The sequence below is a fragment of the Pseudomonas sp. D(2018) genome, from assembly GCF_005502555.1.
Classification (GTDB): Bacteria; Pseudomonadota; Gammaproteobacteria; order Pseudomonadales; family Pseudomonadaceae; genus Metapseudomonas; species Metapseudomonas resinovorans.
The window spans coordinates 52,638-77,815 of the sequence record NZ_SCOK01000025.1; the positions used below are offsets into that span (position 1 = coordinate 52,638).

The 25,178-nt window shown below is 64.4% G+C and carries 17 protein-coding genes and 1 riboswitch; of the genes, 5 read left to right on the top strand and 12 right to left on the bottom strand.

The genetic code is table 11. The features are described 5' to 3' along the window. Positions 1-25 precede the first annotated feature (25 nt). The 9 genes from FFS60_RS16955 to FFS60_RS16995 all read right to left on the bottom strand — a co-directional run bounded on the left by FFS60_RS16955 (position 26) and on the right by FFS60_RS16995 (position 11,642). Complete coding sequence (locus tag FFS60_RS16955) at positions 26-1,519, bottom strand: sensor domain-containing diguanylate cyclase (protein WP_137822617.1); 1,494 nt, start codon at positions 1,517-1,519, stop codon at positions 26-28. 55 nt (positions 1,520-1,574) lie between these two features. Beyond that, positions 1,575-2,429 (bottom strand): DUF4824 family protein, encoded by an 855-nt coding sequence (locus FFS60_RS16960; protein ID WP_137822618.1) that lies wholly within the window; start codon positions 2,427-2,429, stop codon positions 1,575-1,577. Then, a complete protein-coding gene (locus FFS60_RS16965) occupies positions 2,426-3,496 on the bottom strand; it encodes a DUF2157 domain-containing protein (RefSeq protein WP_137822619.1) in 1,071 nt (356 codons plus the stop codon). The genes FFS60_RS16960 and FFS60_RS16965 overlap by 4 nt, the downstream gene beginning before the upstream one ends. A 104-nt stretch (positions 3,497-3,600) precedes the next feature. Then, positions 3,601-7,239, bottom strand: a complete 3,639-nt coding sequence (gene uca, locus FFS60_RS16970) for an urea carboxylase (protein WP_137822620.1) — start codon at positions 7,237-7,239, stop codon at positions 3,601-3,603. 232 nt (positions 7,240-7,471) lie between these two features. Then, complete coding sequence (locus FFS60_RS16975) at positions 7,472-8,107, bottom strand: urea amidolyase associated protein UAAP2 (RefSeq protein ID WP_028626310.1); 636 nt, start codon at positions 8,105-8,107, stop codon at positions 7,472-7,474. An 11-nt stretch (positions 8,108-8,118) separates the two neighbouring features. After that, entirely contained in the window at positions 8,119-8,847 is a 729-nt protein-coding gene (locus tag FFS60_RS16980; protein WP_137822621.1) for an urea amidolyase associated protein UAAP1, read from the bottom strand. Between the two features lie 14 nt (positions 8,848-8,861). Continuing rightward, positions 8,862-9,662 (bottom strand): ABC transporter ATP-binding protein, encoded by an 801-nt coding sequence (locus tag FFS60_RS16985; protein WP_137822622.1) that lies wholly within the window; start codon positions 9,660-9,662, stop codon positions 8,862-8,864. Beyond that, positions 9,659-10,474, bottom strand: a complete 816-nt coding sequence (locus FFS60_RS16990) for an ABC transporter permease (protein ID WP_137822629.1) — start codon at positions 10,472-10,474, stop codon at positions 9,659-9,661. Before FFS60_RS16990 ends, FFS60_RS16985 begins: the two co-directional genes overlap by 4 nt. A gap of 100 nt (positions 10,475-10,574) precedes the next feature. Further along, complete coding sequence (locus tag FFS60_RS16995) at positions 10,575-11,642, bottom strand: putative urea ABC transporter substrate-binding protein (RefSeq protein WP_137822623.1); 1,068 nt, start codon at positions 11,640-11,642, stop codon at positions 10,575-10,577. 65 nt (positions 11,643-11,707) lie between these two features. Further along, positions 11,708-11,807: riboswitch (guanidine-I (ykkC/yxkD leader) on the bottom strand. Positions 11,808-12,114: 307 nt separating this feature from the next. Here FFS60_RS16995 and FFS60_RS28715 point away from each other — a divergent pair. Further along, entirely contained in the window at positions 12,115-12,651 is a 537-nt protein-coding gene (locus FFS60_RS28715) for a hypothetical protein (protein ID WP_028626315.1), read from the top strand. Here FFS60_RS28715 and FFS60_RS17005 read toward each other — a convergent pair. Continuing rightward, positions 12,648-13,550 carry a LysR family transcriptional regulator gene (locus tag FFS60_RS17005; protein ID WP_137822624.1) on the bottom strand — a complete coding sequence of 301 codons (903 nt, stop codon included), beginning with the start codon at positions 13,548-13,550 and terminating at the stop codon, positions 12,648-12,650. The genes FFS60_RS28715 and FFS60_RS17005 overlap by 4 nt on opposite strands. A gap of 98 nt (positions 13,551-13,648) precedes the next feature. Here FFS60_RS17005 and FFS60_RS17010 point away from each other — a divergent pair, with 98 nt between their 5' ends. The 4 genes from FFS60_RS17010 (at position 13,649) to lapD (ending at position 18,648) form a co-directional block, all read left to right on the top strand. Further along, positions 13,649-15,436 carry an alkyl/aryl-sulfatase gene (locus FFS60_RS17010; protein ID WP_137822625.1) on the top strand — a complete coding sequence of 596 codons (1,788 nt, stop codon included), beginning with the start codon at positions 13,649-13,651 and terminating at the stop codon, positions 15,434-15,436. A gap of 76 nt (positions 15,437-15,512) precedes the next feature. Beyond that, on the top strand, positions 15,513-15,761 hold the full coding sequence (locus FFS60_RS17015; protein ID WP_028626318.1) for a DUF1145 domain-containing protein: 249 nt from the start codon (positions 15,513-15,515) through the stop codon (positions 15,759-15,761). A 269-nt stretch (positions 15,762-16,030) separates the two neighbouring features. Further along, positions 16,031-16,690, top strand: a complete 660-nt coding sequence (gene lapG / locus FFS60_RS17020; protein ID WP_137822626.1) for a cysteine protease LapG — start codon at positions 16,031-16,033, stop codon at positions 16,688-16,690. A gap of 8 nt (positions 16,691-16,698) precedes the next feature. Next, positions 16,699-18,648 (top strand): cyclic di-GMP receptor LapD, encoded by a 1,950-nt coding sequence (gene lapD / locus FFS60_RS17025; RefSeq protein WP_137822627.1) that lies wholly within the window; start codon positions 16,699-16,701, stop codon positions 18,646-18,648. A 34-nt stretch (positions 18,649-18,682) separates the two neighbouring features. Here the strand turns inward: lapD and FFS60_RS17030 are convergent, their stop codons facing one another. Both FFS60_RS17030 and FFS60_RS17035 read right to left on the bottom strand, forming a co-directional pair. After that, positions 18,683-19,033, bottom strand: a complete 351-nt coding sequence (locus tag FFS60_RS17030; protein WP_028626321.1) for a hypothetical protein — start codon at positions 19,031-19,033, stop codon at positions 18,683-18,685. Positions 19,034-19,120: 87 nt separating this feature from the next. Continuing rightward, the coding region (locus FFS60_RS17035; protein ID WP_137822628.1) for an Ig-like domain-containing protein at positions 19,121-25,178 on the bottom strand (6,058 nt) is incomplete at its 5' end.

Here is a 25,178-nt window from a genome sequence, read left to right on the forward strand (position 1 = left end):
CACGTATGAATTCGTTCCCACAGGATCACACGGCGTCGTGATTCCCCGAAGGCTCCACGCACACGCAATTGCGTCCTGACTGCTTGGCCCGGTAGAGGCCACGGTCGGCGCGGCCGATCAGGCTGTCGAGCGAGTCATCCGGATGCATCTGGGCCAGGCCGATGCTGGTGGTCACCTGGAGGTTCACGCCTTTGAAGGGATAGCGCTTGGCGGCCACTTCGCTGCGGACCTTCTCGGCCAACTGGTGGGCGGTGGAATTTCCGGTGTCCTTGAGCAGGATGATGAACTCCTCGCCACCCCAGCGACAGATGATGTCTGACTGGCGCAGGCTGTCCCGCAGGTTTTGGGCGAAGCCCAGCAGCACCTCATCGCCAGCCTGATGGCCGTAGGTGTCGTTGAGCATCTTGAAGTGGTCGAGGTCCAGCATCAGCGCCACCAGCGGTTTGCGGTCGCGCCGGGCCTCCTGCAGTGCCTGGCCGGCGAGCAACTCGAAGCCGCGCCGGTTCGGCAGGCCGGTCAGGCTGTCGGTGGTGGCCAGCGCGGCGATGCTGTGCTGGTAGCGGCGCATCAGGCGGATCACCAGCACCAGCACGACGGCGGTGACCAGCAGGCAGATCAACAGGTTGAGGTAGAGGGTGTTGCGCAGGCTGGCGAGCAGGCCGCCTTCGTGTTTGTCGACGAACAGGTACCAGTCCAGCTCGGGGATGTAGCGCACATTCAGGTAGTGGTCGCGGCCGCGTTCGTGGTACTCGAATTTGCCGGTCTGTGGGCGGCGCAGCTTGGCCTGCAGGTCCTCAAGGCCCGGCACCTCGGCGAGCGACTGGCCGACCCGCGCACCAAGCGGGCCGCCATCCGCCCCGGTGAGGACGATGCGTCCAGTGGTATCGACGAAGTAGACGCTGCGGTCGTAGCGGCGCTGGTATTCGTCTATCAGTTTGATCACTGCATCTACCGTCAGGCCGACGCCGGTGGCGCCGAGGAACTTGCCGTCGTAGTCGAATACCTTGTAGTTGATGAAGATGGTCAACTGGTCCTGGTTGGCCATGTCCACATCGACGTTGATCTCGTAGGGCTCCTTCATGTCCCGTACGCGGAAGTACCAGATGTCCCGTGGCTCCTTCGGGTTCACCTTTTTCAGCACACCCTTGGTCTGGTAGTAGGTGAGCGTGCGGTCTGAGATGAAGAAGCTGGTGAAGGCGCCGTAGTGCTCCTGGATCTCGCGCAGGTAGCGGGTCATCGGCTCGATGTCTTTCTCACCCTGCATCACCCAGTCACGCACGAAGGTGTCGCGGCTCATCATCGAGGAAATCAGGATGGGCCGGACCAGGTCCTTCTGGATTTCCGAGTAGACGTTGTCCGAGGTCAGCGGCAATTCGGTGTTGATGATGCTGTTGCGAATGGACTTGAGCGACGCCTGGTAACTCACCAGAGAGGTGGCCAGGAAGCCACTGCCAAGCAGCAGTACCAGGGTGAGGACCAACAGGCGATGGCTTTGCTTGGCGTGTTCTTTTAACGGCATCGGGCAATCTGGCCTCTGGGTAGTGGCGCAATGCTAGCGTGCGCTAATGCGAGCGTCACGGACGGGTACTTGACGCCAGGCTAACGGCGTCTCCTGCCTTTGCGCGGGGCCCTTCGCGCGGAAACTCCGGGGGCGAATCGATCCAGGGCTCCAGGCGCTGGCCGACACTGAGCCACAGTCGAAAGCGCGGCGGTGTGTCGCCATTGCGGTTGCGCGCCAACTCCTCGTCCAGCCTTTCGCGCCAGGTGTGGGGGACGTTGATTTCAGTGATGCGCAGTCGGCTGATCTGACCGGTCAGGTGCCCCTCGCGTACCCAGGCGCTCACGTGGCCGGGCACGATGGCGTAGCGGCTACGGTCAGGGTAACGACTGCGCAGGACCTCCCTCTCCACGCCCACATCCACGGCAAGAAGTCGGCTGTCGCGTTGCTCTGCATCTTCAACATAGTCGCGGGCGGCGCTTTCGGCGTCCTGCAGGCGCTTATCGGTTGGCGCGGCGTGCAACTCGCTGCGGGCCTTCCTCAGTTGTTGGTTAGCGCGTTCGAGCTCGGCCCTGTGTGCCGGGCCGTCCAGTTCCAGCACCACCAGCGCTTCGCGGTTGCGGTTGGCGAAACGCCGTCCATCGCGCCCTTCGGTGGTGAAACCCAGGCCCAACAGCTGGGCCTCGCTCAGCATCAGGCTCTGGTAGCGGTCGTCGCTGGTGGGATCGCTGGGACGACGCCAGTCCAGACGCAGGGCCAGGCCGCTGTTTTCTCGGTCGGCCCAGTCGTGGCTGCGGCGCAGTTCCCGCTCGGTGAGCAGCAGGCGGCTATCCGGCTCGCCGCTGCGGTTCAGCCAGACGCCACCAAGGGCGATGGCGTTGGTCAGGCCGATCAGGGCGAGTCCGCCGAGCAGTGCGTTGCGGTTTCTCATGTGCGCTGGCCCCCTTTGTGGGTGCGACGCAGGCGACCAAGCACCAGCAGGATGAGCACGGCGACCAGGCCAAGGACGAGGAAGAACAGGTACTTGGGCATTACCTCCCACCACCAGTCGAACAGCTTGATATAGAGGAAGAGGACGAAGAACAGCAGGCTGGTGTGCACCACTTCCGGCCAGTCGCGGCGGTTGCCGAGCCAGATGGCCAGGGCCGCGCCGCCGAAGCCGAGTAGCTGATAGATGACTTCCACCAGGTCGCGCGACCAGGGCAGGTAGCTGCCGTCAGCCCAGGTGGCCAGTACCAGCACCGGCACGAACAGACCGAACAAGCCCAGTACCCGGAAGATTGCGGCGAAACCGCTGTAGCGCGCCTGAGAAATGAACTGCGGCACCAGGAAGATCAGCAATCCGGCAGGCAGCAGGTGTTCCGGCCGCTCGGTGCAGTCCAGCCAATAGAGCCCGCTCCAGCTCGCCAGGCGGGTGGCCACGAACGCCATGATGCACGCCAGTCCGGCCCCCAGCAGCAACCGTACCTCGCAGGCGTAGGCCAGCAGCAGGGCGTAGGCGGCCCAGGGCAGCAGGGCCTTGTCGCTGGGGGTGATATTGAAGATCTGCCCGAGCATGACCACATTCAGCACGAAGCAGGCGAAGGCCAGGATCGCCGCCAGCTTGGTGAAATACCCGGAGGGCGCGCGCTGGTGCAGCAGCAGGGTCAGCAGCAGGCTGCCCACGGAGAAGCCAGTGAGAATGCCCACCTGCGCGGTTTCCGGGAACAGGCCCCAGAACTGATAAAAGAAGAACAGCAGGCTGGCGGCCAGGGCCAAAGCGCCCAGCAAGGAAGCGATGCGCATGCCCAGCGACAGGCGTCTGGCCTGGGCGTCAGAGTCAATGTCGAAGGCGGTACGGTAATCCGCCAGCAACTGACGATGGTGCTCGCCGAGCTGCTCGATCTGTTCGGGGGAAAGCAGCAGCGCCTGCTCATCGTGCAGGCGCTCCACTTCCCGGTAGAAGGCCTGGATGTCGTCGGCGCGGTGTTGTGCCTGGTCGCGGCTGAGCGGCGGCATTGCGGGTCCTTTTGCGTGCGGTGCCGCTTGAACTGTAGGGCCGCGGATGGGGAGCGGCAATGGGGACTGGATGTTTCTGTAGGGGTTTCAGCCCAAGAGATTCCTCACGCCTCCTCCATCACCACCACCCGCTGCCCGGCGCGCACCGGCGAACCCGGCTGCACACGTACCTCGCGCACGACGCCATCACGGGGTGCGGTGAGGGGGATTTCCATCTTCATGGATTCGAGGATCACCAGAATGTCCCCGGCCTTCACGCTGGTGCCTGCTTCCACCTGCACCTGCCAGAGGTTGCCGGCGATATGGCTTTCCACAGCATGCTGGCCGGCCCCCAGCGGGGCATCCTCGCCGAGGTCGGCGGCGACGTCTTCGCTTTCGAAATGTGCCAGGCCAGTGGCGATCCAGCGTTCCCGCTCGGCATTGAAGGCCGCTTGCTGCTGCTGGCGGAAGGCGGCGATGCCCTCGGCTTCGCGGGTGAGAAAGGCCTGGTAGTCGGCCAGGCACAGCTCGCTTTCTTCGATTTGCAGTGGATAGCGACCCAGGGGGAAGTCGCGGCGGATGTGCAGCAGTTCTTCGGCGGATACCGGGTAGAAGCGGATCTGGTCGAAGAAGCGCAGCAACCAGGGTTTGCCGGCGAAGGCTTCCACTTCGCGGTAGCGGTTCCACATCTGCAGGGTGCGGCCGACGAACTGGTAGCCGCCGGGGCCTTCCATGCCGTACACGCACATGTAGGCGCCGCCGATACCCACCGAGTTCTCGGCGGTCCAGGTACGCGCCGGGTTGTACTTGGTGGTCACCAGACGATGGCGCGGGTCCAGCGGCGTGGCCACCGGAGCACCGAGGTAGACGTCGCCCAGGCCCATGACCAGGTAGCTGGCGTCGAACACGGTGCGCTGTACGTCGTCGAGGTTTGGCAGGTCGTTGATGCGGCGGATGAACTCCAGGTTGCTCGGGCACCAGGGGGCGTCCTTGCGCACCGTGGTCATGTATTTCTCGATGGCCAGTTGGCAGGCCGGGTCATCCCAGGAGAGCGGCAAGTGGATGATCCGCGACGGCACTTTCAGGTCGCCGGCAGCGCAGACGCCATCCCAGAGTCCGGCAATGATTTCCAGCAGCGCCTCCAGGGGCAGGGTTTCCGGCTGGTAGTGCACCTGCAGTGAGCGAATGCCTGGCGTCAGGTCGATCACGCCATCCAGGGCTTTGGCCTCCAGCGCCTGCATCAGTGCATGGGCACGGAAGCGCAGCACCAGGTCCAGCTCCGGCGCACCGATCTCCAGCAGCAGGTGGGTGTCGCCGGAGAGGCGTGCGACCAGGCGTTTGTCGGCGTCACCCAGGTCGAGCACGACGGGTGAAGGGAGCGCAAGACTGCCCCCTCTCCCTGCGGGAGAGGGCTGGGGTGAGGGGGGATTGGCGTGCGCTGAGGTTTCCCTCACCCCCGCCCCCTCTCCCAGAGGGAGAGGGGAGACAGCCCGTGCCTCCGCGATGCTCACCGGCGCGAACCTCACTTTGTCCCCCGCCTTCAGCTGCCCCAGTTGCCACAGGTCCGCTTCGATGAGGGTTACCGGGCACACGAAGCCACCCAGGCTCGGGCCGTCCGGGCCGAGGATCACCGGCATGTCGCCGGTGAAGTCCACGGCGCCGATGGCGTAGGGGTTGTCGTGGATGTTGGAGGGGTGCAGGCCGGCTTCGCCGCCGCTCTCACGCACCCATTCCGGCTTGGGCCCGATCAGGCGCACGCCGGTGCGGCTGGAGTTGAAGTGCACTTCCCAGTCGGTGGCGAAGAAAGTCTCGATGTAGGCCGGGGTGAAGTATTCCGGTGCGCCATGGGGACCGTAGATCACCCGCAGGGTGCGAACTTCCGGCAGCGCGGTGCGCAGGGCCGGGGCCAGGGACTGACCGGCGCTGCAATCGGCCAGGGGTGGCAGGTGCAGCACATCACCGGCGCGCAGGGCGCGGCCGCCGTGACCGCCGAACTGACCAAGGGTGAAGGTGCTCTTGCTGCCGAGGTAGTCCGGCAGTTGCAGGCCCCCACGCAGGCAGAGGTAACTGCGTGCGCCCGCACCGGCGATAGTGCCGAGGGCGAGGGTAGCGCCGGCCGGCACCCGCAGGGCGGTATCCATGGGTTGCGGCTGGCCATCCAGCGTCAGCGGGATTGGCGCGCCGGTGACGGCGACCACGGCGTCGCAATTGAAGCGCAGGCTGGGGCCGCTCATGGTGATTTCCAGGCCTGCCGCACCTTCCGGGTTGCCCAGCAGGCGGTTGCCCAGGCGCAGGGCGCGGCTGTCCATGGGGCCGGACGGCGGCACGCCAACCGCCCAGTAACCGAGGCGGCCGGGGTAGTCCTGCACGCTGGTCTGGGTACCGGCGGCCAGCACTTCGAAGGTGCTGGCCCGGTAGCTCAGGCCTTCCAGGCAGCGGGTCCAGGGCGAGCCACTGGCGAAGGGCGCGTCCCTGAGTATCTGCCGCAAGTAGTCACGGTTGCTTTCCACGCCATACAGCAGGCTCTGCTCCAGGGCCTGGTCGAGGGCCGCGCTGGCCTCATCACGGCTCGGCGCCCAGGCGATGAGTTTGGCGATCATCGGGTCGAAGTAGGGCGGGATTTCGCACCCGGCTTCCACCCAGGTGTCGATGCGCAGCGCGCGGCCATCGGCAGGCGGGAACTGCATGGCGGTGAGCAGGCCGGGGCAAGGCTGGAAGTCGCGGCCCGGGTCTTCGGCATACAGCCGTGCCTGGATGGCGTGGCCGCTGGGGCTCAGCCCTTTGGCCAGTTCGGCGAGAGGCGGCAGGTCACCGGCGGCCAGTTCGACCATCCAGCGCACCAGATCCACGCCCCAGACCTGCTCGGTGACGCCGTGCTCCACCTGCAGCCGGGTGTTCACTTCGAGGAAGTAGAAGCGCTCGGCTTCGCTGTCGTAGACGAATTCCACGGTACCGGCACTGCGGTAGCTGACGGCCTTGGCCAGCTTGATTGCGGCGGCGCAGAGCGCTTCGGCCATGCCAGCGGGCAGGTTCGGCGCTGGCGTTTCTTCCAGCACCTTCTGGTTGCGTCGTTGCACCGAGCAGTCGCGCACGCCCAAGGCGATCACCTCGCCACGGCCGTCGCCGAATACCTGTACTTCCAGATGGCGTGCGCGCTGGATGTACTTTTCGATGAACACCCCGGCATCGCTGAAGTTGTTCTGCCCGAGGCGCTTCACGGCGTCGAAGGCTTCGCTCAGTTCGGCCGCGCTGCGGCACACGCGCATGCCGATGCCACCGCCGCCGGCAGTGCTTTTCAGCATCACCGGGTAACCCACCTGTTCGCCAGCGGCGAGGGCCGCGGTGAGGTCTTCCAGCAGTTCGGTGCCTTCGAGCATCGGCACGCCGTGCTGTTTGGCCAGGGCGCGGGCGGTGTGCTTGAGGCCGAATACGCGCAGCTGCTCAGGCGTCGGGCCGACGAAGGCGATACCCGCGGCCTCGCAGGCTTCGGCGAACGCGGCGTTTTCCGAGAGGAAGCCGTAGCCGGGGTGAATGGCCTGGGCGCCGCTATCGCGGGCAGCTTGGAGGATCTTGTCGACCACCAGATAGGTGCTGGCTGCCGGGCCGTCGCCCAGGCTGATGGCCTGGTCCGCCTGCTGGATATGCAAGCTGGCGGCGTCGGCTTCGGAATACACCGCTACACCGCGAACGTCGAGTTGGCGCAGGGTACGCAGGATGCGGCAGGCGATGGCGCCGCGGTTGGCGATCAGGAGCGTCTCGAACATGGAGTCTTCCCCATGTGGTGGCGGGTCGTCCCGCCGCTATTGGGTCTGTGCCACGGTCGTCCGTGGCTGAACTCTAGAAGTCGCAGGGTGGGTCGGGCGGCGTTCCGCGAGCGGAGCGAAACCCATCACCGCTCGATGGGTTTCGCAGGCTCTACCCATCCTACGGGGGGTGTATGCAGGCACTGCCCCGAGCGGCTCTGGCAGAGCAGGAAGAGCCAGGCGCGCAGTTGCTTCAGTCCCATACCAGCACCTCGGCGGGCGTCGGGTTGTAGGCGTTGCAGGGGTTGTTCAGCTGCGGGCAGTTGGAGATCAGCACGATGATGTCCATGTGCGCCTTGAGCTCGACGTACTTGCCAGGGGCGGAGATGCCGTCCTCGAAGGTCAGGCCGCCGTCCGGGGTGACCGGCACATTCATGAAGAAATTGATGTTGGCGCTGATGTCGCGCTTGCTCAGGCGGCCGTCGTGCAGGCTGGCGCGCAGGAAGTTGTCGCGGCAGCTGTGCATGTAGCGCTTGTCCAGGGCGTAGCGCACGGTGTTGCTTTCCTGGGCGCAGGCGCCGCCGAGGGTGTCGTGGCGACCACAGGTGTCGGCGGTGATGGTCAGCATCGGGTTGCCGAGGTTGGAGTAGAGCACGCTGCCGGCGCTGAGGTAGACGCGGTTCTGCCGGCGCAGGGTGCGCTGCACGTCATAGCGCTCACGCGGGTTGCTGGCGCTGTAGAAGAGGGTGTCCACCGCCTGGTTGCCTTCCAGGTCCAGCAGGCGCAGGGTCTGGCCGGCCTTCACTTCGGTCATGAAGGGCTCGCCAGCGGCGATCACGGCGCGGTAGACGGCGGCTTCGGGGTGTTTTTCGCTCGGGGTCTGGTGCATGGCGTCGGACCTCAGATGTACAGGCGTTCGGTGTTGTGGAAACCGCGGTCGTTTTCCGGGCGCGAGGTGCGGCAGAGCAGGGTGATGCCGTCGCTCTGCACCTGTTGCCAGGCGAGTTGCACCGGCTTGGGCGCATATTCCGGGGCGGGGTCCATGGGGTGCTGCAGGGCGGTGAGCACCACCAGGGTGTCCATGGGGGCGTAGAGCTCGATGTAGTCACCGGCCGTGGAGTTGCCGGGCTGGAAGTGGAAGCAGCCGTCACTGTCCACGGTGACCTTGCTGAACAGGTTCAGGCACATCAGCAGGTCTTGCAGGTTGAGGTCCCACTTGCCCATTTCCACCAGCAGGTTGTCCATGCCGTTGCGGAAGAAGCCATTACGCAGTTCCTGGTAGCGCCCGGCGCCGTACTTTTCCTTCACCTCATCTGCATTGAGCACGCCGCCGAAGCTGTCGTGCCAGCCGCAGGTGTCGGCGGTGATGGCAGCCAGCACCCGGCCCATGTCGGAGTAGAGGCAGTGACCCGCGGTGAGCTTGGCGGTGTGCTGGCACTTGAGGCTGTCGGGCAGGTTCAGGCGCTCGCTCTTTTCTTGCGCGTTGAGCAACAGCAGGCTGACGTTGGCACCGCCTTCGATATCGGTGACGCGCAACTGCTGGCCGCGCTTGAGCACGAAGGAGGTGTGGCCGCCGCCGGGGACGGTTTCTTCATAGAGGGTCGGGCGCAGGGCCAGGGATGCGGTCATGGGCAGGCTCCTTGTCAGTGGGCGATGGCGGGCTGCAGGGCGGAAGTGACTCGCTCCGGCAGGGCCTCGACGGCCGCGCGGGCGGCGCGGCGGTCGCTGTTCAACGGAATGTCGTAGGTGATGCGCGCGCCATAGGCATTGGGTGCCTGCGGGTCGTGGCGCACCTTGTCGAAGACCATCAGCCGAGTGCCCAGGCTGAAGCCCTCGGAGAGGTCGTGGGTGACCATGAAGACGGTCAGCCGGGTTTCGTTCCAGAGGCTGAGCAGCAGTTCGTGCATGTCCTTGCGGATGCCTGGATCGAGGGCGCCGAAGGGTTCGTCGAGCAGCAGCACGCGCGGTTTCATGATCAGTGCCTGGGCAATGGCCAAGCGCTGCTGCATGCCGCCGGAGAGCTGGCTGGGGTACTTTTCCAGGGCGTGGCCCAGACCGACCTTGCCGAGAATGGCGGCGGCCTCTTCGCGGGCGGATCGCTTGGCGCCACCGAAGAGCCGGCCAAACAGGGGCGAGCGAGGCAGTTCCAGACCCAGGGCGACGTTGTCCAGCACGCTGAGGTGCGGGAACACCGAGTAGCGCTGGAACACCACGCCCCGGCTGGCGTCGGGCTCGGCCATCAGTGGCTGGCCGTCCAGCAGGATGCTGCCGCGGCTGGGGGATTCCTGGCCCAGCAGCATGCGCAGGAAGGTGGATTTGCCGCAGCCGGAAGCGCCGACCAGGGTGCAGAACTCGCCTTCGTTGACTGACAGGTTGAGGTTTTCGAGGACGACCTGGTCACCGTATTCCTGCCAGAGGTTTTTCACTTCAATGAACGCGCTCATGCCTTGGCTCCCTCATACCAGGGGAAGGCCAGCCGCGCGAGCTGGCGCAGGCCCAGGTCCATCAGCCAGGCGAGCAGGGTGATCCACACCACGTAGGGGAGGATCACATCCATGGCCAGGTAGCGGCGGACCAGGAAGATGCGGTAGCCCAGGCCATCGGTGGAGGCGATGGCTTCGGCGGCGATGAGGAACAGCCAGGCCGAGCCCAGCACCAGACGCAGGGAGATCAAGAGGCGCGGCATGAGCTGCGGCAGGACCACCCGCAGGATCAGGGTCCAGGTGTTGGCGCCCAGGGTCTGCGCCTTGATCAGCAGCTCGCGGGGGATTTCCCGGGCGCGCTGCTCCATGTCGCGGGCGATGCAAGGCGCGATGCCGATGACGATCAGCATCACCTTGGACAGCTCGCCAAGGCCGAAGACGATGAACAGGATCGGCAATATCGCCAGCGGCGGAATCATCGACAGCACGGTGAGCAGGGGCGACAGCGGTGCGCCGAACAGCGGCAGGGTGCCGGCGGCGATGCCCAGGGTCAGGCCCAGCAGTGCGGCAATGGAGAGCCCCAGCGCCAGGCGCTTCAGGCTCGAGGCGCTGTCCTGCCAGAACAGGTAGTCGCCGCTGCGCTTGTCTTCGGTGAAGGCCAGACGTTCCACCGCGTCACTCATCTGCGCCGCGCTCGGCAGCAGCTTGTCGTTGGGGTTTTCCGTGAGCCGCGCCGCCGAGCCGGTGAAGTAGGCGAACAGCAGCAGGGCGAAGGGCAGCAGGATCAGGATCAGGCGGCCGGCGCGGTCCGGTTGGCGGTTGATCAGGCGCATGGCGGTGTACTCGTGTGTGGAACGGGCCATTTCGTAGGTTGGTGCGGGCCACGTTGGGCCGCGCTTCGCTCGGCGCCAACCTACGATCGGGTGCCGGCGGTCAGAGCTTCCCTTCGGCGGCCATCTGCACGTAGGTCGGGTCGAAGCGCAGCTTCACGTTGCCCTTGTCACCCGTGACCACGCCCTTGGCGAAGCTCATGCCGACTGCGTTGGCATCCTTGGCGCCTTCACCGAGCAGGCCGTGGTGGAAGCTGAAGTTGGCCACCTTGTCCATGGTTGCCGGCAGTTTCGGGCTGGTGACGAAGGCCAGGGCATCGGCCGGGGTGTGGAACAGGCGGGTGGCGTCCAGTTGGGCCTGGTAGCCGGCCAGGTCGGTGCCGGAAGCCTTGGCCATGTGTTCCAGGGCGGCAGTGCTTTCGGCGGTGTTGGCGTTCATCAGCGCGACGATCTCGAACCAGGCGCCGGTCAGCGCTTTGCCCAGGGCGGGGTTGTCCTGCAGGGTCTCGGTGTTGACCACCATCATGTCCATGATTTCGCCGGGAACCTTGCTGGAGTCGAACACCAGGCTGGTGCCGGGCTTGGACTTGATGTCGGCGAGCATGGGGTTCCAGGTGGTCACGGCCTGGACTTCGGCGGTATCGAAGGCAGCGGCGATGTCGGCGTCGGAGGTGTTCACCACCTTCACGTCTTTCTCGGTGAGGTCGGCGCGCTCCAGGGCGCGGGCCAGCAGGTAGTGGGAGACGGACAGCTCCACCAGGTTGATGGGCGTGTCCTTGAGATCGGCCAGGGTCTTGCCTTCGCCCTTGAGCACCACGCCGTCGTTGCCGTTGGAGAAATCACCGACGATCAGTGCCGTGCTGTCCACGCCGCCGGCGGCGGGAATGGTCAAGGCATCCATATTGGTCATGGTGCAGCCGTCGAACTGGCCAGCGGTGTATTGATTGATCGATTCGACGTAGTCGTTGAGCTGGGTGACCTGGATCTCGATCCCATACTTCTTCGCCCATTTGTCGACGATGCCCTTGGTGGCGCCGTACTCCCAGGGCATCCACCCGGCGTAGATGGTCCAGCAGACGTTGAAGCTGTCCTTCTGGGCGGCGGAAGTGTTGAAGCTGAGGGCGGCGGCGAGGCCGGCGGCGGCGAGAGCGAACAGACGGGACTTACGCATGGAGAACCTCCAGTTCGGTTGAGGGCGGGCGGAGCTGCGCGGCACTTTCCCTGTAAAGGGGCGCGTTCTCCCGGGCTTTTGTCCCGCCGTGTAACCTCGCTGGAGGTCGCCAGCTCTCGGACCAGTCATCCGCTTTCGCGAACCGGAACCCTAGCCAGCCATTGCAAATTGTGGTGCCGCGAACCCGGTGGTCCGGGTAGCTCCTGCACGCCTTCGTCAAAGCGAAGGCCGTGCCAAGTTGGTGAGAGGGCTCTGCCACGGGCTTTTCGCCGAACGGCAAGGGCGGCATGAAGGTGAGGGATGCCCGCTCATGGGGCGGCTGGCTTCAAACTGGTGCGTAGCAACAACTGGAAAAGGATTTTTCCGACAGGGAGCGAGCGCTGTTCTGTAGGACTCGTTGTCCAACGCAGTGGGAGCAATCCCGGGCGCCGACATCTGTCTGCGCCATCCCTAGCGGTCGAAGGAGGCCGCCATGTCCTACCGATCATTCTTCCTTGCCGTGCTGAGCCTGACCCTGGGCGGCTGCGCCGTCTATGACTACGACAACGACTACTACGGACGTCGGTACTACGACGGTGACGACTACCGTGTTAATCGCTACTACGACACACCCAAGACGACGTACCGCGTAGCTGACCAGCGCTACGACGACCGTCACTACGAGCGCCGCCACTACGACGGTCGCAAGGACTACTACAAGTCCGACAAGCACCGCTACGACAAGCGCTACTACGACAACGACCGCAAGTACCGCCACGACCGGCGTTACCACCAGCCGCGCCAGGACAATTACCAGGAGCGCCGCCACGACTACACGCCGCGCCTGCAGACCTGGGGCAAGAACAACCACCTCCAGCCCGGTTACCGTCAGCCCGGCAACCACCAGAAAAGCTATCGCCAGAGCAACTACCGCCAGCAGTACCGGGTGCAGCCGGGCTACGAGGCGCGGCCGCACAACAATCCCCGCTATAACAACCGCAGCAGCTGGTCGATGGAGAACCGCCGCTAGTCGGCAGGAAAGCGGCTGTCCTCTTCCAGCAACAGCGCCCGCATTGCCCGCGCAGCCGGAGACAGGCTGCGTGCGGCAAGGCTGACCACGCCATAGGCCGATGAGGTCCCGGTGCTGGCCAGTGGCTCCAGCACCGCCAGGCGACCGGCGATCACGTCCTCGGCGACGACATCCCAAGGCGCCATGCTGATCACGTCGCTCTCGGCGACTACCGCCTTCAACACCATGAAGTTGTCGCACTCGATGCCCAGCGGCTTTTCGCTGCCGGCGAGTTCACCTATGGCCTGCTCCACCTCGACGGGCAGCTGAGTGCCGGCCAGGGCGTAGCGGCCCAGGTCGTTCAGTCGAATCCGGTCCTGCTCCAGCAACGGATGGCCCGGACGGCAGAACAGAGTGCCGGCGTGGCGCCGCAAGGGAACGATATCCAGCATGGGATCGCCCTGAAGTTCGCGAATGTCGGCGACGAATAGCTCGATGGCGTCATCCACCAGTTTCTGGCGAAGGCTGTGCCAGTTTTCCAGGCTGAGTTGCACCCGAACGCCCGGGTGCTGGCTGGCGAAGCGTCCCAGGGCACGCGGAACCAGGCGCGCGGCGGGGTAGGGGCCGGCGCCCAGGCGCAGTTCACCGCTGTCGAGGTTCTCCAGCTGGGTTACCGCGCTGCGCAGGGCGCGGCTGCCATCGAGCAGGCGCCTGGCATGTTCCAGCACCAGGCGGCCATGGGCGGTCAGGCTGACCTGGCGTGGACCACGGTCCAGCAGGCTGCAGCCGAGGCTCGCTTCCAGGGCCTGGATGCTGCGGCTGAGCGCTGGTTGGCTGAGATTGACCGCTTCCGCGGCGCGGGCGAAATGGCCGTGTTCGGCAAGGGCCACGAAGTGGCGGAGCTGGCGAAGATCATTCATGCGTGGTTTGCATCGATATAGGGAAAAGAATGCATTGGAATTATTAGCAGGCGCCTGCCAGCCTGTCTCGGCCTATAACAACAATCCCCGAGCGAACCATGCGAATCTCCACCCGTTTCAGCGGCCTGCTCCTGGCGGCCGCACTGCCCCTGGGCGCCGACGCCGCACTGCCGGAAGAGTCCATCGCGCCCAGCATCAACGCCGAACTGGCCGAGCACACCAAGCACTTCAGCGAGAAGGTCTACAAGATCGCCGACAACGTGTACTCGGCGGTGGGCTGGAACCTCGCCAACAGCGTGATGATCGAGGCACCCGAAGGCCTGATCATCGTCGACACCGGCGAGTCGGCCGAGCAGTCGCGCAAGGTGCTGGTGGAGTTCCGCAAGATCAGCGACAAGCCGATCAAGGCCATCGTCTACACCCACTTCCATCCCGATCACATCAACGGTGTGAAGGGTTTCGTCAGCGAAGAGCAGGTGAAGCGCGGCGAGGTGCAGATCTACGCCCAGGAAACCCTGCTGGAAAACGTCGTCACCCAGGGCGCGCTGGTTGGCCCCATCCTCGGCATGCGCTCGGGCTACAGCTTCGGCGCCGCCCTGCCGGATGCCGACAAGAAGGACATGAACGGTGGAATCGGCCCGCTAGTCCATGAAGCCAGCTCCACCTTCATTGCGCCCACCATTACCTTCAAGGACAAGCTCGATACCACGATCGCCGGTCTGCCGGTGCAGTTCCTCCATGTGCCCAGTGAGGCGCCCGACGAGATCGTGCTGTTCCTGCCGCAGAACAAGGTGCTGATCAGTGCCGAGGTGACACAGGGCCCGACCCTGCCGAACATCCACACCCTGCGCGGTACCAAGTTCCGTGATCCGGTGGTCTGGGTGAACAGCCTCGACAAGCTGCGTGCCTTCCAGGCCGACTACATGGTGCCGCTGCACGGCCAGCCGGTGTCCGGCAAGGACAAGGTAGAGGAAGTGCTGCGCATGACCCGCGATGCCATCGCCTTTGTCCACGACCAGACGGTGCGCTGGATGAACAAGGGCCTGACGCCCGACGAGCTGGTGGAGAAGGTCAAGCTACCCCCATACCTGGCCGGCTACACGCCCTACCTGCGTGAGTACTACGGCACGGTGAAACACAGCGTGCGGCAGATCTACCAGGGCTACCTGGGCTGGTTCCAGGGCGACCCGGTGGACCTCGACCCGATTCCGCCGATGGAGAAGGCCAAGCGCCTGGTCGATCTGATGGGCGGCCGCGAGAAGGTGTTGATGGCGGCCGGTGAGGCCTACCTCAAGGGCGACTACCAATGGGCCGCCGAACTGGCCAGCTACGCCATCCGCATCGACCACGACGACCAACTGGCCCGCGAGATCAAGGCCCGCAGCTTCCGCCGTCTGGGCTACGCCAGCATGAACATCAACTGGCGCAACTGGTACCTGATGAGCGCCATGGAACTGGAAGGCAAACTCGACGGCGATGCCGCCCTGCAACTGTCCCAGGGCATGCGCAATGCCTTCCTGTCCCCGGACATGCTGAAGAACCTGCCGGCGCGCATCTTCCTGCAGAACTGGGTGACCCGTATCGATCCCGAGAAGAGCGCGGAGGTGAACCTGACCCTGGGCTTCGTCTTCCCCGACATCAAGGAAGCGTGGGCCCTGGAAGTGCGCCGAGGCGTGGTGGAACTGCACAAGGGCATCCCCGAAGGCACCGCGCTCAAGCTGACCTTCGACAAGACCTACCTCGATACCGTGATCAGCGGCGAGAACGGATTGCTCAAGGGGGCTCTGCTGGGCGACGTGAAGGTGGACGGCAACCTGCTCGACATCAAGACCTTCCTCGGCTGCTTCGACTTCGAGGACGCGCCCATCGCCCTGACGCTGCGCTGAGTCTCCAACCGAAAGTGCGGAGAGCCCGGTGGTTCCAGGCGGCACACTGGCCGCCTGGTCCGCACATTCGGGAGACATCATGCACCTGCCATCCTTTCTCAAGGGCGCCTTGGCCATGTTCTGGCTGGTGGCTCTGCTCAACCTCATCCATCCCTTCGGCGAGCCGTTGCAACAGCCCTTGCTATTGGCGGCTGGCGCGATCCTGCTGGCCCACGTGGGCGAGGCAGCCGTGTTCAATCGCAAGCTGAAAGCACGCCCCCATCCCTGGCTGGAACGGCTGCAAGTGCTGCTGTTCGGATTCCTGCATCTACGCGGTCTGCGCTGAGGGTGTCTCCCGCCTCGTAGGTTGTGGCTGAGCTCTGCGAAGCCCAACACATCCGGTGTTTCACTTTGGGTCGCTGGGCGTCAGGCCCCGCGTGGCCCGCACCAGCCGGCGCCGCGATACTGCCCGGTGAGGGCAAAATGCCATTGTTTTTTTCAGGGCCAGCCCGCACCATTCGCGCCGTGTTCCATGGGGCCCCGATGGCCTCCTAGACGGGATGGTGGATGTTCCAAGGTTGCGTTCAGGCCTGGCGTACGCGCAGGGGATGGCGGATGCCGGCCCTGGTCGCGGCGTTGCTGCCGATGCTACTGGTCGGCGCATTGCAGGCGGACTGGGATTTCACCCTGATCAGCCGGCGTGCCGAATCCCTCTACGGCCCCCTCGGTCCCGGCAAGCAGCGCATCGATGACTGGCAGTCCATGTTGGGGCGCCTGGCCGGTGTCGATGAGAGAAAACAGCTGGAAGAGGTGAACCGCTTCTTCAACGCCAAGCTGCGCTTTACCGATGACATCCGCCTCTGGGGCGAGACCGACTACTGGGCGACGCCCGTACAGGCCTTGCGCACCGGCGCTGGCGACTGCGAAGACTTCGCCATCGCCAAGTACTTCAGCCTGCGCCAGCTCGGTGTGCCCAGCGAGAAACTGCGCATCACCTACGTCAAGGCGCTGCGCCTGAACCAGGCGCACATGGTGCTGACCTATTACGCCTCGCCCGGCGCCATGCCGCTGGTGCTGGACAACCTGGTGGGCGTGATTCGCGCTGCCGATCAACGCACCGACCTGCTGCCGGTCTACGCCTTCAATGCCGAAGGCCTGTGGTTGGCCGGGAACGGCGGTGGCAAGCAGGTGGGCGATGCCAAGCGCCTGTCCCGCTGGCAGGAATTGCTCAAAAAGATGAAGGCCGAAGGTTTCCCCGTGGAACCGGCCGGATAGGAGTCGAGATGTCTCTGTTCAAACAGCTGTTGATCGCCATCTGCCTGTTCCTGGTGGTCGCCTTCAGCGGCAGCTTCATGGTCGGCCTGGAGAGCTCGCGGGAGCAGTACGTCAACCAACTGCGCTCCCACGCGCAGGATGCGGCGACTGCCCTCGGCCTCTCGCTGACGCCGCATATCGACGATGCAGCGATGGTCGAGCTGATGGTCAGCTCCATATTCGACAGTGGTTACTTCGAGAGCATCCGGGTAATCGACCTGCAGAGCGGCACGGTGCTGGTGGAGCGCACCGGTGTGCCCGACGCGGCGGGTACCCAGGTACCACAGTGGTTTGTCGAACTGATCGGCCTGCAATCGGCCGGCGGCGACGCCATCGTCAGCCGTGGCTGGCAGCAGGCGGCACGCGTGGAAGTGCAGAGTCATCCGCTATTCGCCCTGGCCCGACTCTGGCAGAGCGCGCTGGGCAGCCTCGGCTGGCTGCTGGCCTGTGGCCTGGCCAGCGCCGGCCTCGGGGCCTTCCTCCTGCGTCGCCAGCTCAAGCCGCTGGATTACATGGTCGAGCAGTCCCATGCCATTGCCCGCCGCGAATTCCTCAGCCTGCCGGAACTTCCGCGCACCCCGGAATTGCGCCGCGTGGTACAGGCAATGAACCAGATGGTGGAAAAGCTCAAGGCACTGTTCCAGGAGCAGGCCGAGCGCAGTGAACGACTGCGCGATGAGGCCTACCGCGACAGCCTGACCGGCCTGGCCAACCGCCGCCATTTCGAAATGCAGTTGCAGGCACGTTTGAGTGCCGACGACCAGGCCAGCACGGGGTACCTGCTGCTGCTACGGGTACATGATCTTGCTGGCCTCAACCAGCGCTTGGGCGGTCAGCGCACCGACCAGCTGTTGTTGGCGGTGGCCGAACTGTTGACTCAGGCTGCGGCGGGGCAGGGCGCCGGTCAATTGGTGGCGCGCAGCCGGGGTGGTGACTTTGCCCTGTTGATGCCCGGCCTGGTGGCCGAAGAAGCCGAGCAACTGGCGCAACGCCTGGATGCCGGACTGGCCAATCTGGTGACCACAGGTGCCGCGGACACCTCGCCGGTGGCCCACATGGGCCTGGTGCCTTTCAGCCCGGGCGATGCGCTGGCGGATCTGCTGCGCCTGGCCGATGAGGCACTGGCCAAGGCGGAAAGCCAGACCGACCGGACCTGGGCGACGCTGACCCAGGGCGAAGCGCCCAGCGTGGGCGATGAGCGCCATACCTGGCACCAGTTGCTGGATCGCGCCCTTGGCCAACGTCAGTTGCAGCTCTATTTCCAGCCGGTGGTGGACAGTCGCGATCGCTCGCGGGTACTGCATTACAAGGTGCTGTCACGCCTGCGCGACGAGCGCGGCGAGAACATCCCGGCCGGTCGTTTCCTGCCCTGGCTGCAGCGCTTCGGCTGGATGGCGCGCCTCGACCTGCTGATGCTGGAGCTGGTGCTGCAGCAGATGGCCAGCCATGGTGAAACCCTGGCGCTCAACCTTTCCGGCGCGTTGCTGCGCGAACCCCAGGCGCTGGACAAAGCCTTCGAGCTATTGCGCAGGCACGCCCAGTTGGGGCCGCGTCTGGTGCTGGAGCTGGAGGAGGATCAACTGCCCGAGCAAGCGGTCCTGGAACGGCTCACTCGCCGCCTGCGCGAACTGGGTTTCAGTCTGAGCCTGCAGCACTTCGGTGGCCGCTTCAGCATGATCGGCAACCTGGCCCGTCTCGGCCTGGCCTACCTGAAGGTGGATGGCAGCTATATCCGTGCAATTGACCTGGAAGCCGACAAACGCCTGTTCATCGAGGCCATGCAACGTGCGGCCCACAGCATCGACCTGCCACTGATTGCCGAGCGAGTGGAAACCGAAGGGGAGCTGGAAGTGCTGCGGGGAATGGGGTTCCAGGGCGTACAGGGCCAACTGTTCGGCGCACCCGCCCCCTGGCGTTAGTGCCATCGGGGGAAGGTGATCGAGACCTCGGGGCTCAGATCAGCCCCGAGCCCGCGTCTTCCTCTTCGTCGACGATCAGCCGTGAAATCCCCCCAAGGGCTTCCCGCGCCTGATTCCGGCTGAGCAGCTTGGACTGTGCTGCCGGCGGCAGGTCGGTGATGCGGATCACGCCTTTGGCCATCAGCACAGTGATCAGGTCGTCGAGCACCCGGATCATGTCCAGGTCGCTCTGTTTCAGTTGCAGCAGGCTGCTTTGCATCGCCAGATTGGCGTACCAGGCCTGGATGTCCTGGTCGTCGGCCGGCAGGCTGCCGGTCATCTCGTCGAACTCGGCCGCTTCGACGCGAACCAGCCTTCCTTCTTCGTCGCGCTGGATGTAGAGCATGGAGGTTCTCCCTGGAAGATTGCCGCAGGATGAAGGCAGAGCCTCCCTGCCCGCAACCACCGGGGTGATTGCGGGCAGGGACAGCCGTCAGCTGTGGTCGATCTTGATGGTCGGGTCGGCACCTGCGATCAACGAGTTGATCGACGCCCCGCTCAGCTGGTTGGCTGCGCCTTCCAGGGTGATGGCCAGGTCGGCATGGCTGGCCGCGCCCCCGTCGTCGTTCAGGTGGCCTTCCTTGCTGACCAGCAGGGTAGCGTTGCCGGTGCCGGTATCGACGATCAGCTTGAGGAAGTTGTCGATGCTGGCAGTGGTTTCCCCTTGCAGCAGATCGCTCAGGTCGATCTTGTCGCCTTCACTCAACTTGAAGTCCTTCACTACGTCCTGTGCCGGGTTGCCGGCTATGCCTGCGTCTCCCGATTTCCAGGTGAAGGTGTCGGCGGCGCCCTGACCCCAGAGGATATCGTCGCCCTGCCCGCCGATCAGGATGTCCTTGCCTTCGCCCCCGTAGAGGGTGTCGTGGCCATTGCCGCCATTCAGGAGGTCATCGCCTACTCCTCCGTGCAGCGTGTCACCTTGCGAGCTACCCATCAGGGAGTCGTTACTATTGGTTCCGTCCAGCGTGTTGTCCGGATCGATGACCACGCTGAAGTCGGTGGAGGCCTTGTCACCGCTGCCGTCGGTGACGGTGGCGCCCAGGTTCAGGGTGGTGGTGGAGTCGATATCGGCGGTTACCGTTTTGGTGTAACCCACATTGACCGCGTCGATGGAGAAGTCCGTGTCGTCATTCCCGGCACGAATCTCGATTGTATTGATGGCATTGGAGATCGAGATGTTCACGTCTGGAGATGACCAGGAACCATCAACGGTTTGCCATTGCCCACCATTCACACGGTACTGGAGTTCTTCGTCCGAGCCGAGGCTCCGGGTGCTCAATTGCACGGAGGTAATGGTCACTCCCGCGATTGCTGCAAATGTCAGAACCAGAACTTCATTCGCGTTGCCGTTGCGGTAGTTGATCTCGCGGTTTTCATCGTCGCTGTTGCTCGAGCTGTCGACGCCCAATCGGCTGCCGCTCCAATAAGCATTTCCGTTGGTCCCACTCAGGGATACGGTGAAATTGGAGGTGTTGGAGGCCGCCTGGGCTCCCTGGCTGGTTTGGGAGAATGTCAGGCTGCTGCTATCGCTCTGCGTGCTGGTGGCCCGATCCAATGTGCCGAGCATCTGCACGGAGTAGCTGCCGTCGGCTGCGTTGCCGGTGACCTTGAACACCACATCGTTGGTGCCCTGCTTGATGGCGTCGAGACTGCCATCGGCATTCGCGCGGTAGACCAGCGCCACACCGCCAGAGGTCAGGGTAGCGTTAGTCGCTACCCCTCCGACCAGCACCGTGCCCTGGACCGCTTGGCCGTCCAGAGAGCTGTCGTCAGCAGCCGTGATCTTCACCGAAGCTCCGCTGGAATCTCGGCCCACTTCAATGCCGAGGCTGGCGGTGGCCTGAGTGCCCACTTCAGCGCTGAGTACCGCGCTCTGTGCGGCCTGCTCCACAACCGGGGCAAAGGGCAGCACCTTCTCGCCATTCAGGGTCACGGTGACGTTGGAGTGCGCGGTATCGCCATCGCCGTCGGTCACGGTGTAGTCGAACCTGAGGTTCTCGATCTGATCCGCGTTGAAGTTGTCGCGGGCCTCACGGCTGACTTCGAAGCGATAGCGCCCATCCGCCCAGCCGGTGAAGGTGCCGAACTCGTTGGTGATTGTGAAGCTACCATCGGCCTGCTGGGTAGCGCCTGCCCATGCGACGCTGGCCTCGCTGCCACTCACCAGAACATCGCCGTCCGCACCGGTGGTGGTGACGGTGGAGATATCGCCGCTGTCGAGTGGCAGGCCATCGGTGGACTTCACCACGGCGTACAGGTCGAAGGACGAGGAAGCGTTCTCCGTTGTGTAGATCGTGGTGACGACGTTGCCGGTACTCGGGTCGAGGAAACCCTTGATCTCGAACTCGAAGGTGCGGTTGCCAACAGTGAACTGCTTGACCAGTGTGCTGTTGTCGAGGCGGATGATGTCGTCGTTTGCCGGGTTCTGGGTAGCTCCGCTGTTCGGGGTCTCTGTATGTTGCAACCGGACGGTGTGTTCGATGGTGGTCGGTACGCCATCGATCATTACGGTCAGTTTTACAACCAGGTCAACAGTCCCGAGGGAGGTGCCGCTGACCGGGAAGTTGTTATGCGTGAAGGTGCCGAGCTTGAAGTCACTGTCAGGCAGACTTGGTCCGGACGCACGAAGCGCTTCGTTATCCGCGAATACATAGCCCGAAGGGTTGCTCCCGGTGCCCCAGGTGAGCTTGTCCGAGTAGCTATCGCTATCGAGATTTGACTGGTTGATCGAGGATGTTCCGCCGCTCTCGTTCCTGACGTTGACGAAGCCGGCCTCCAGCCCGGAGAGATTGATGCTGCTCACCGGGATATCGATGGAGATACCGCCAGGCTCCGCAGTCGGTACATCGTCCTTGATCTGGACGGTCAGCGTGCCGCTGCCTTCATTGTTGTAGACATCCTTGACCTTGACTCCGACGTTCAGGTTGAGCACGTCTGCGGATGTGGTGTCCGGATGGTCGATCGGTTTCAGAAGGTTGACCGAGTAGTTGCCCTGGTCATCGATCGAGATCGTGATGACCGGCTCTGTACCCGCGCTGCCGGTCAGGGTCTTTCCGTTGGCGCTGAGGCTCCAGGTGATGTTCGTGTCGCCTGAACTCAGCGTCGTACCGGTGGGGGCAACGAGGGTCACCGTGGTCGCTGAATCGTGGGTGATAGTGACCTGGCCGGTAGTCATGTTGCTTGTATCGGCATCTGTAGAGCTTCTCAGACCGGTTTCCGAAACCGCTTTGCTGCCGCCGGTGACGGTCGGCAGAGTGTCCGGCAGGTTGTTGACGTTGACGGTGACCTGCGCCGTATCAATCAGGGTGCCATCACTGGCGGTGACCGTCAGTACATGCTGCCTGGCGGTCTCGTAGTCGAGGGTCTTGCCAGGGGCGATGCTGATCACGCCGGTGGCCGGGTTGATGACGAAGATTCCGCTGCCATTGCCGCCTGTGATGCTGTACGAGATCGCCTGGCCGTCTACATCGCGATCGTTGCTAGTGAAGCTGTCGTTGACATCGATCACCTGCGTATTGGCGGGCACATTCTCGTTCAGTGAGACAGTCGCATCGACAATGTTCGGGGCATCGTTCACCGGCGTGACAGTGATATCCAGCGTCGAGCTGCTGCCGGTGTTGGTGACGTAGGTAACCTGCGGCACCTCGCCGTCCCAGTTGGCCACCGGGGTAAAGGTGTAGTTGCCGTTGGCGGCGATGGTCAGGGTACCGACGCCAGCGATGACCGCGCTGGAACCGGCGGTGAAGCTGCCAGTGACGCCCGCCACGCTGAAGCTGGCGACGCTGAGGGTGTTATCCACATCGCTGTCGTTACCCAGCACATTGCCGGTGGCCGGGTTGTCTTCGGCGACGGTGTTAGTGTCCGCGACCAGGGCGGAGGCATCGTCCACTGGAGTCACGGTGATATCCAGCGTGCTCTCGCTGCCGGTGTTGGTGGTGTAGGTGACCTGCGGGACGTCACCGTTCCAGTTGGCCACCGGGGTAAAGGTGTAGTTGCCATTGGCGGCGATGGCCAGGGTGCCGACGCCGGCGATGACCGCGCTGGAGCCAGCGGTAAAGCTGCCAGTGACGCCAGCCACGCTGAAGCTGGCAACGGTGAGCGTGTTATCCACATCACTGTCATTACCCAGCACGTTGCCAGTGGCGGGGTTGTCTTCGGCGACGGTGTTGGTGTCAGCGATCAGGACGGAGGCATCGTCTACCGGGGTGACGTTGCCGAAGCTCAGCTCGGCGGTGTCGGTGGCGGTGCCGTCGGTGACGGTATAGGTCGCGGTCGGTACCGGGCCGTTGTAGTTCAGGGCCGGGGTGAAGGTGAAGCTGCCGTTGGCATTGATCACCAGCGAGCCGACGCCAGTGATAGTCGCGGTCTGGCCGGCCGTGTAGGTGGTGCCGTCCACTTCGAACTGAGTGACGGTCAGGGTGTCATTTTCCGGGTCGCTGTCGTTGGTCAGCACGTTACCGATGGCCGGAGTGTCTTCGGTGACCGCAATCGGGCCATCGTTGGTCGCCAGCGGCGCGTCGTTCACCGGGGTGACAGTGATATCCAGCGTGCTCTCGCTGCCGGTGTTGGTGACGTAGGTGACCTGCGGCACCTCGCCATTCCAGTTGGCCACCGGGGTGAAGGTGTAGTTGCCGTTGGTGGCGATGGTCAGGGTACCGACGCCAGCGATGACCGCGCTGGAACCTGCGGTGAAGCTGCCGGTGACGCCATTGATGCTGAAGCTGGCGACGCTGAGGGTGTTGTCCACATCGCTGTCGTTGCCCAGCACGTTGCCGCTGGCCGGGTTGTCCTCGGCGACGGTGTTGGTGTCAGGAGCCACCACCGACGCATCGTCCACCGGAGTCACGGTGATATCCAGCGTCGAGCTGCTGCCGGTGTTGGTGACGTAGGTGACCTGCGGCACCTCGCCGTTCCAGTTAGCGGCCGGGGTAAAGGTGTAGTTGCCGTTGGCGGCGATGGTCAGGGTACCGACGCCAGCGATGACCGCGCTGGAACCGGCGGTGAAGCTGCCAGTGACGCCCGCCACGCTGAAGCTGGCGACGCTGAGGGTGTTATCCACATCGCTGTCGTTGCCCAGCACGTTGCCGCTGGCCGGGTTGTCCTCGGCGACGGTGTTGGTGTCCGCGACCAGGACGGAGGCATCGTCGACCGGGGTGACGTTGCCGAAGCTCAGCTCGGCGGTGTCGGTGGCGGTACCGTCGGTGACGGTATAGGTCGCGGTGGGCACCGGGCCGTTGTAGTTCAGCGCCGGTGTGAAGGTGAAGCTGCCGTTGGCATTGATCACCAGCGAGCCGATGCCAGTGATAGTCGCGGTCTGGCCGGCCGCATAGGTGGTGCCGTCCACTTCGAATTGAGTGACGGTGAGGCTATCGCCATCGATGTCGCTGTCATTGGTCAGGACATTGCCATTTACCGGGGTGTCTTCGGTGACCGCAATCGGGCCATCGTTGCTGGCCAGCGGTGCGTCGTTCACCGGGGTGACGGTGATGTTCAGCGTGCTCTCGCTGCCGGTGTTGGTGACGTAGGTTACCTGCGGCACCTCGCCGTTCCAGTTGGTGGCTGGGGTGAAGGTGTAGTTGCCATTGGCGGCGATGGTCAACGTGCCAACGCCGGCGATGACCGCGCTGGAGCCTGCGGTGAAGCTGCCGGTGATGCCGGCCACGCTGAAGCTGGCGACGCTGAGGGTGTTGTCCACATCGCTGTCGTTGCCGAGCACATTGCCGGTAGCGGGGTTGTCCTCGGTGACGGTGTCGGTGTCAGGAGCCACCACCGAGGCATCGTCCACCGGCGTGACAGTGATATCCAGCGTGCTCTCGCTGCCGGTGTTGGTGACGTAGGTGACTTGCGGCACCTCGCCGTTCCAGTTGGCCGCCGGGGTGAAGGTGTAGTTGCCGTTGGTGGCGATGGTCAGGGTACCGACGCCAGCGATGACGGCACTGGAGCCTGCGGTGAAGCTGCCAGTGACGCCAGCCACGCTGAAGCTGGCGACGGTGAGGGTGTTATCCACATCGCTGTCGTTGCCCAGCACGTTGCCGCTGGCCGGGTTGTCTTCGGCGACGGTGTTAGTGTCCGCGACCAGGGCGGAGGCATCGTCCACTGGAGTCACGGTGATGTTCAGCGTGCTCTCGCTGCCGGTGTTGGTGGTGTAGGTGACTTGCGGCACCTCGCCGTTCCAGTTCTGCACCGGAGTGAAGGTGTAGTTGCCATTGGCGGCGATGGCCAGGGTGCCGACGCCAGCGATGACGGCACTGGAGCCAGCGGTGAAGGTACCGGTGACGCCGGACACGCTGAAGCTGGCAACGCTGAGGGTGTTATCCACATCGCCGTCGTTGCCCAGCACGTTGCCAGTGGCGGGGTTGTCTTCGGCCACGGTGTTGGTGTCCGCGACCAGGACGGAGGCATCGTCGACCGGAGTGACGTTGCCGAAGCTTAGCTCGGCGGTGTCGGTGGCGGTGCCGTCGGTGACGGTATAGGTCGCGGTGGGCACCGGG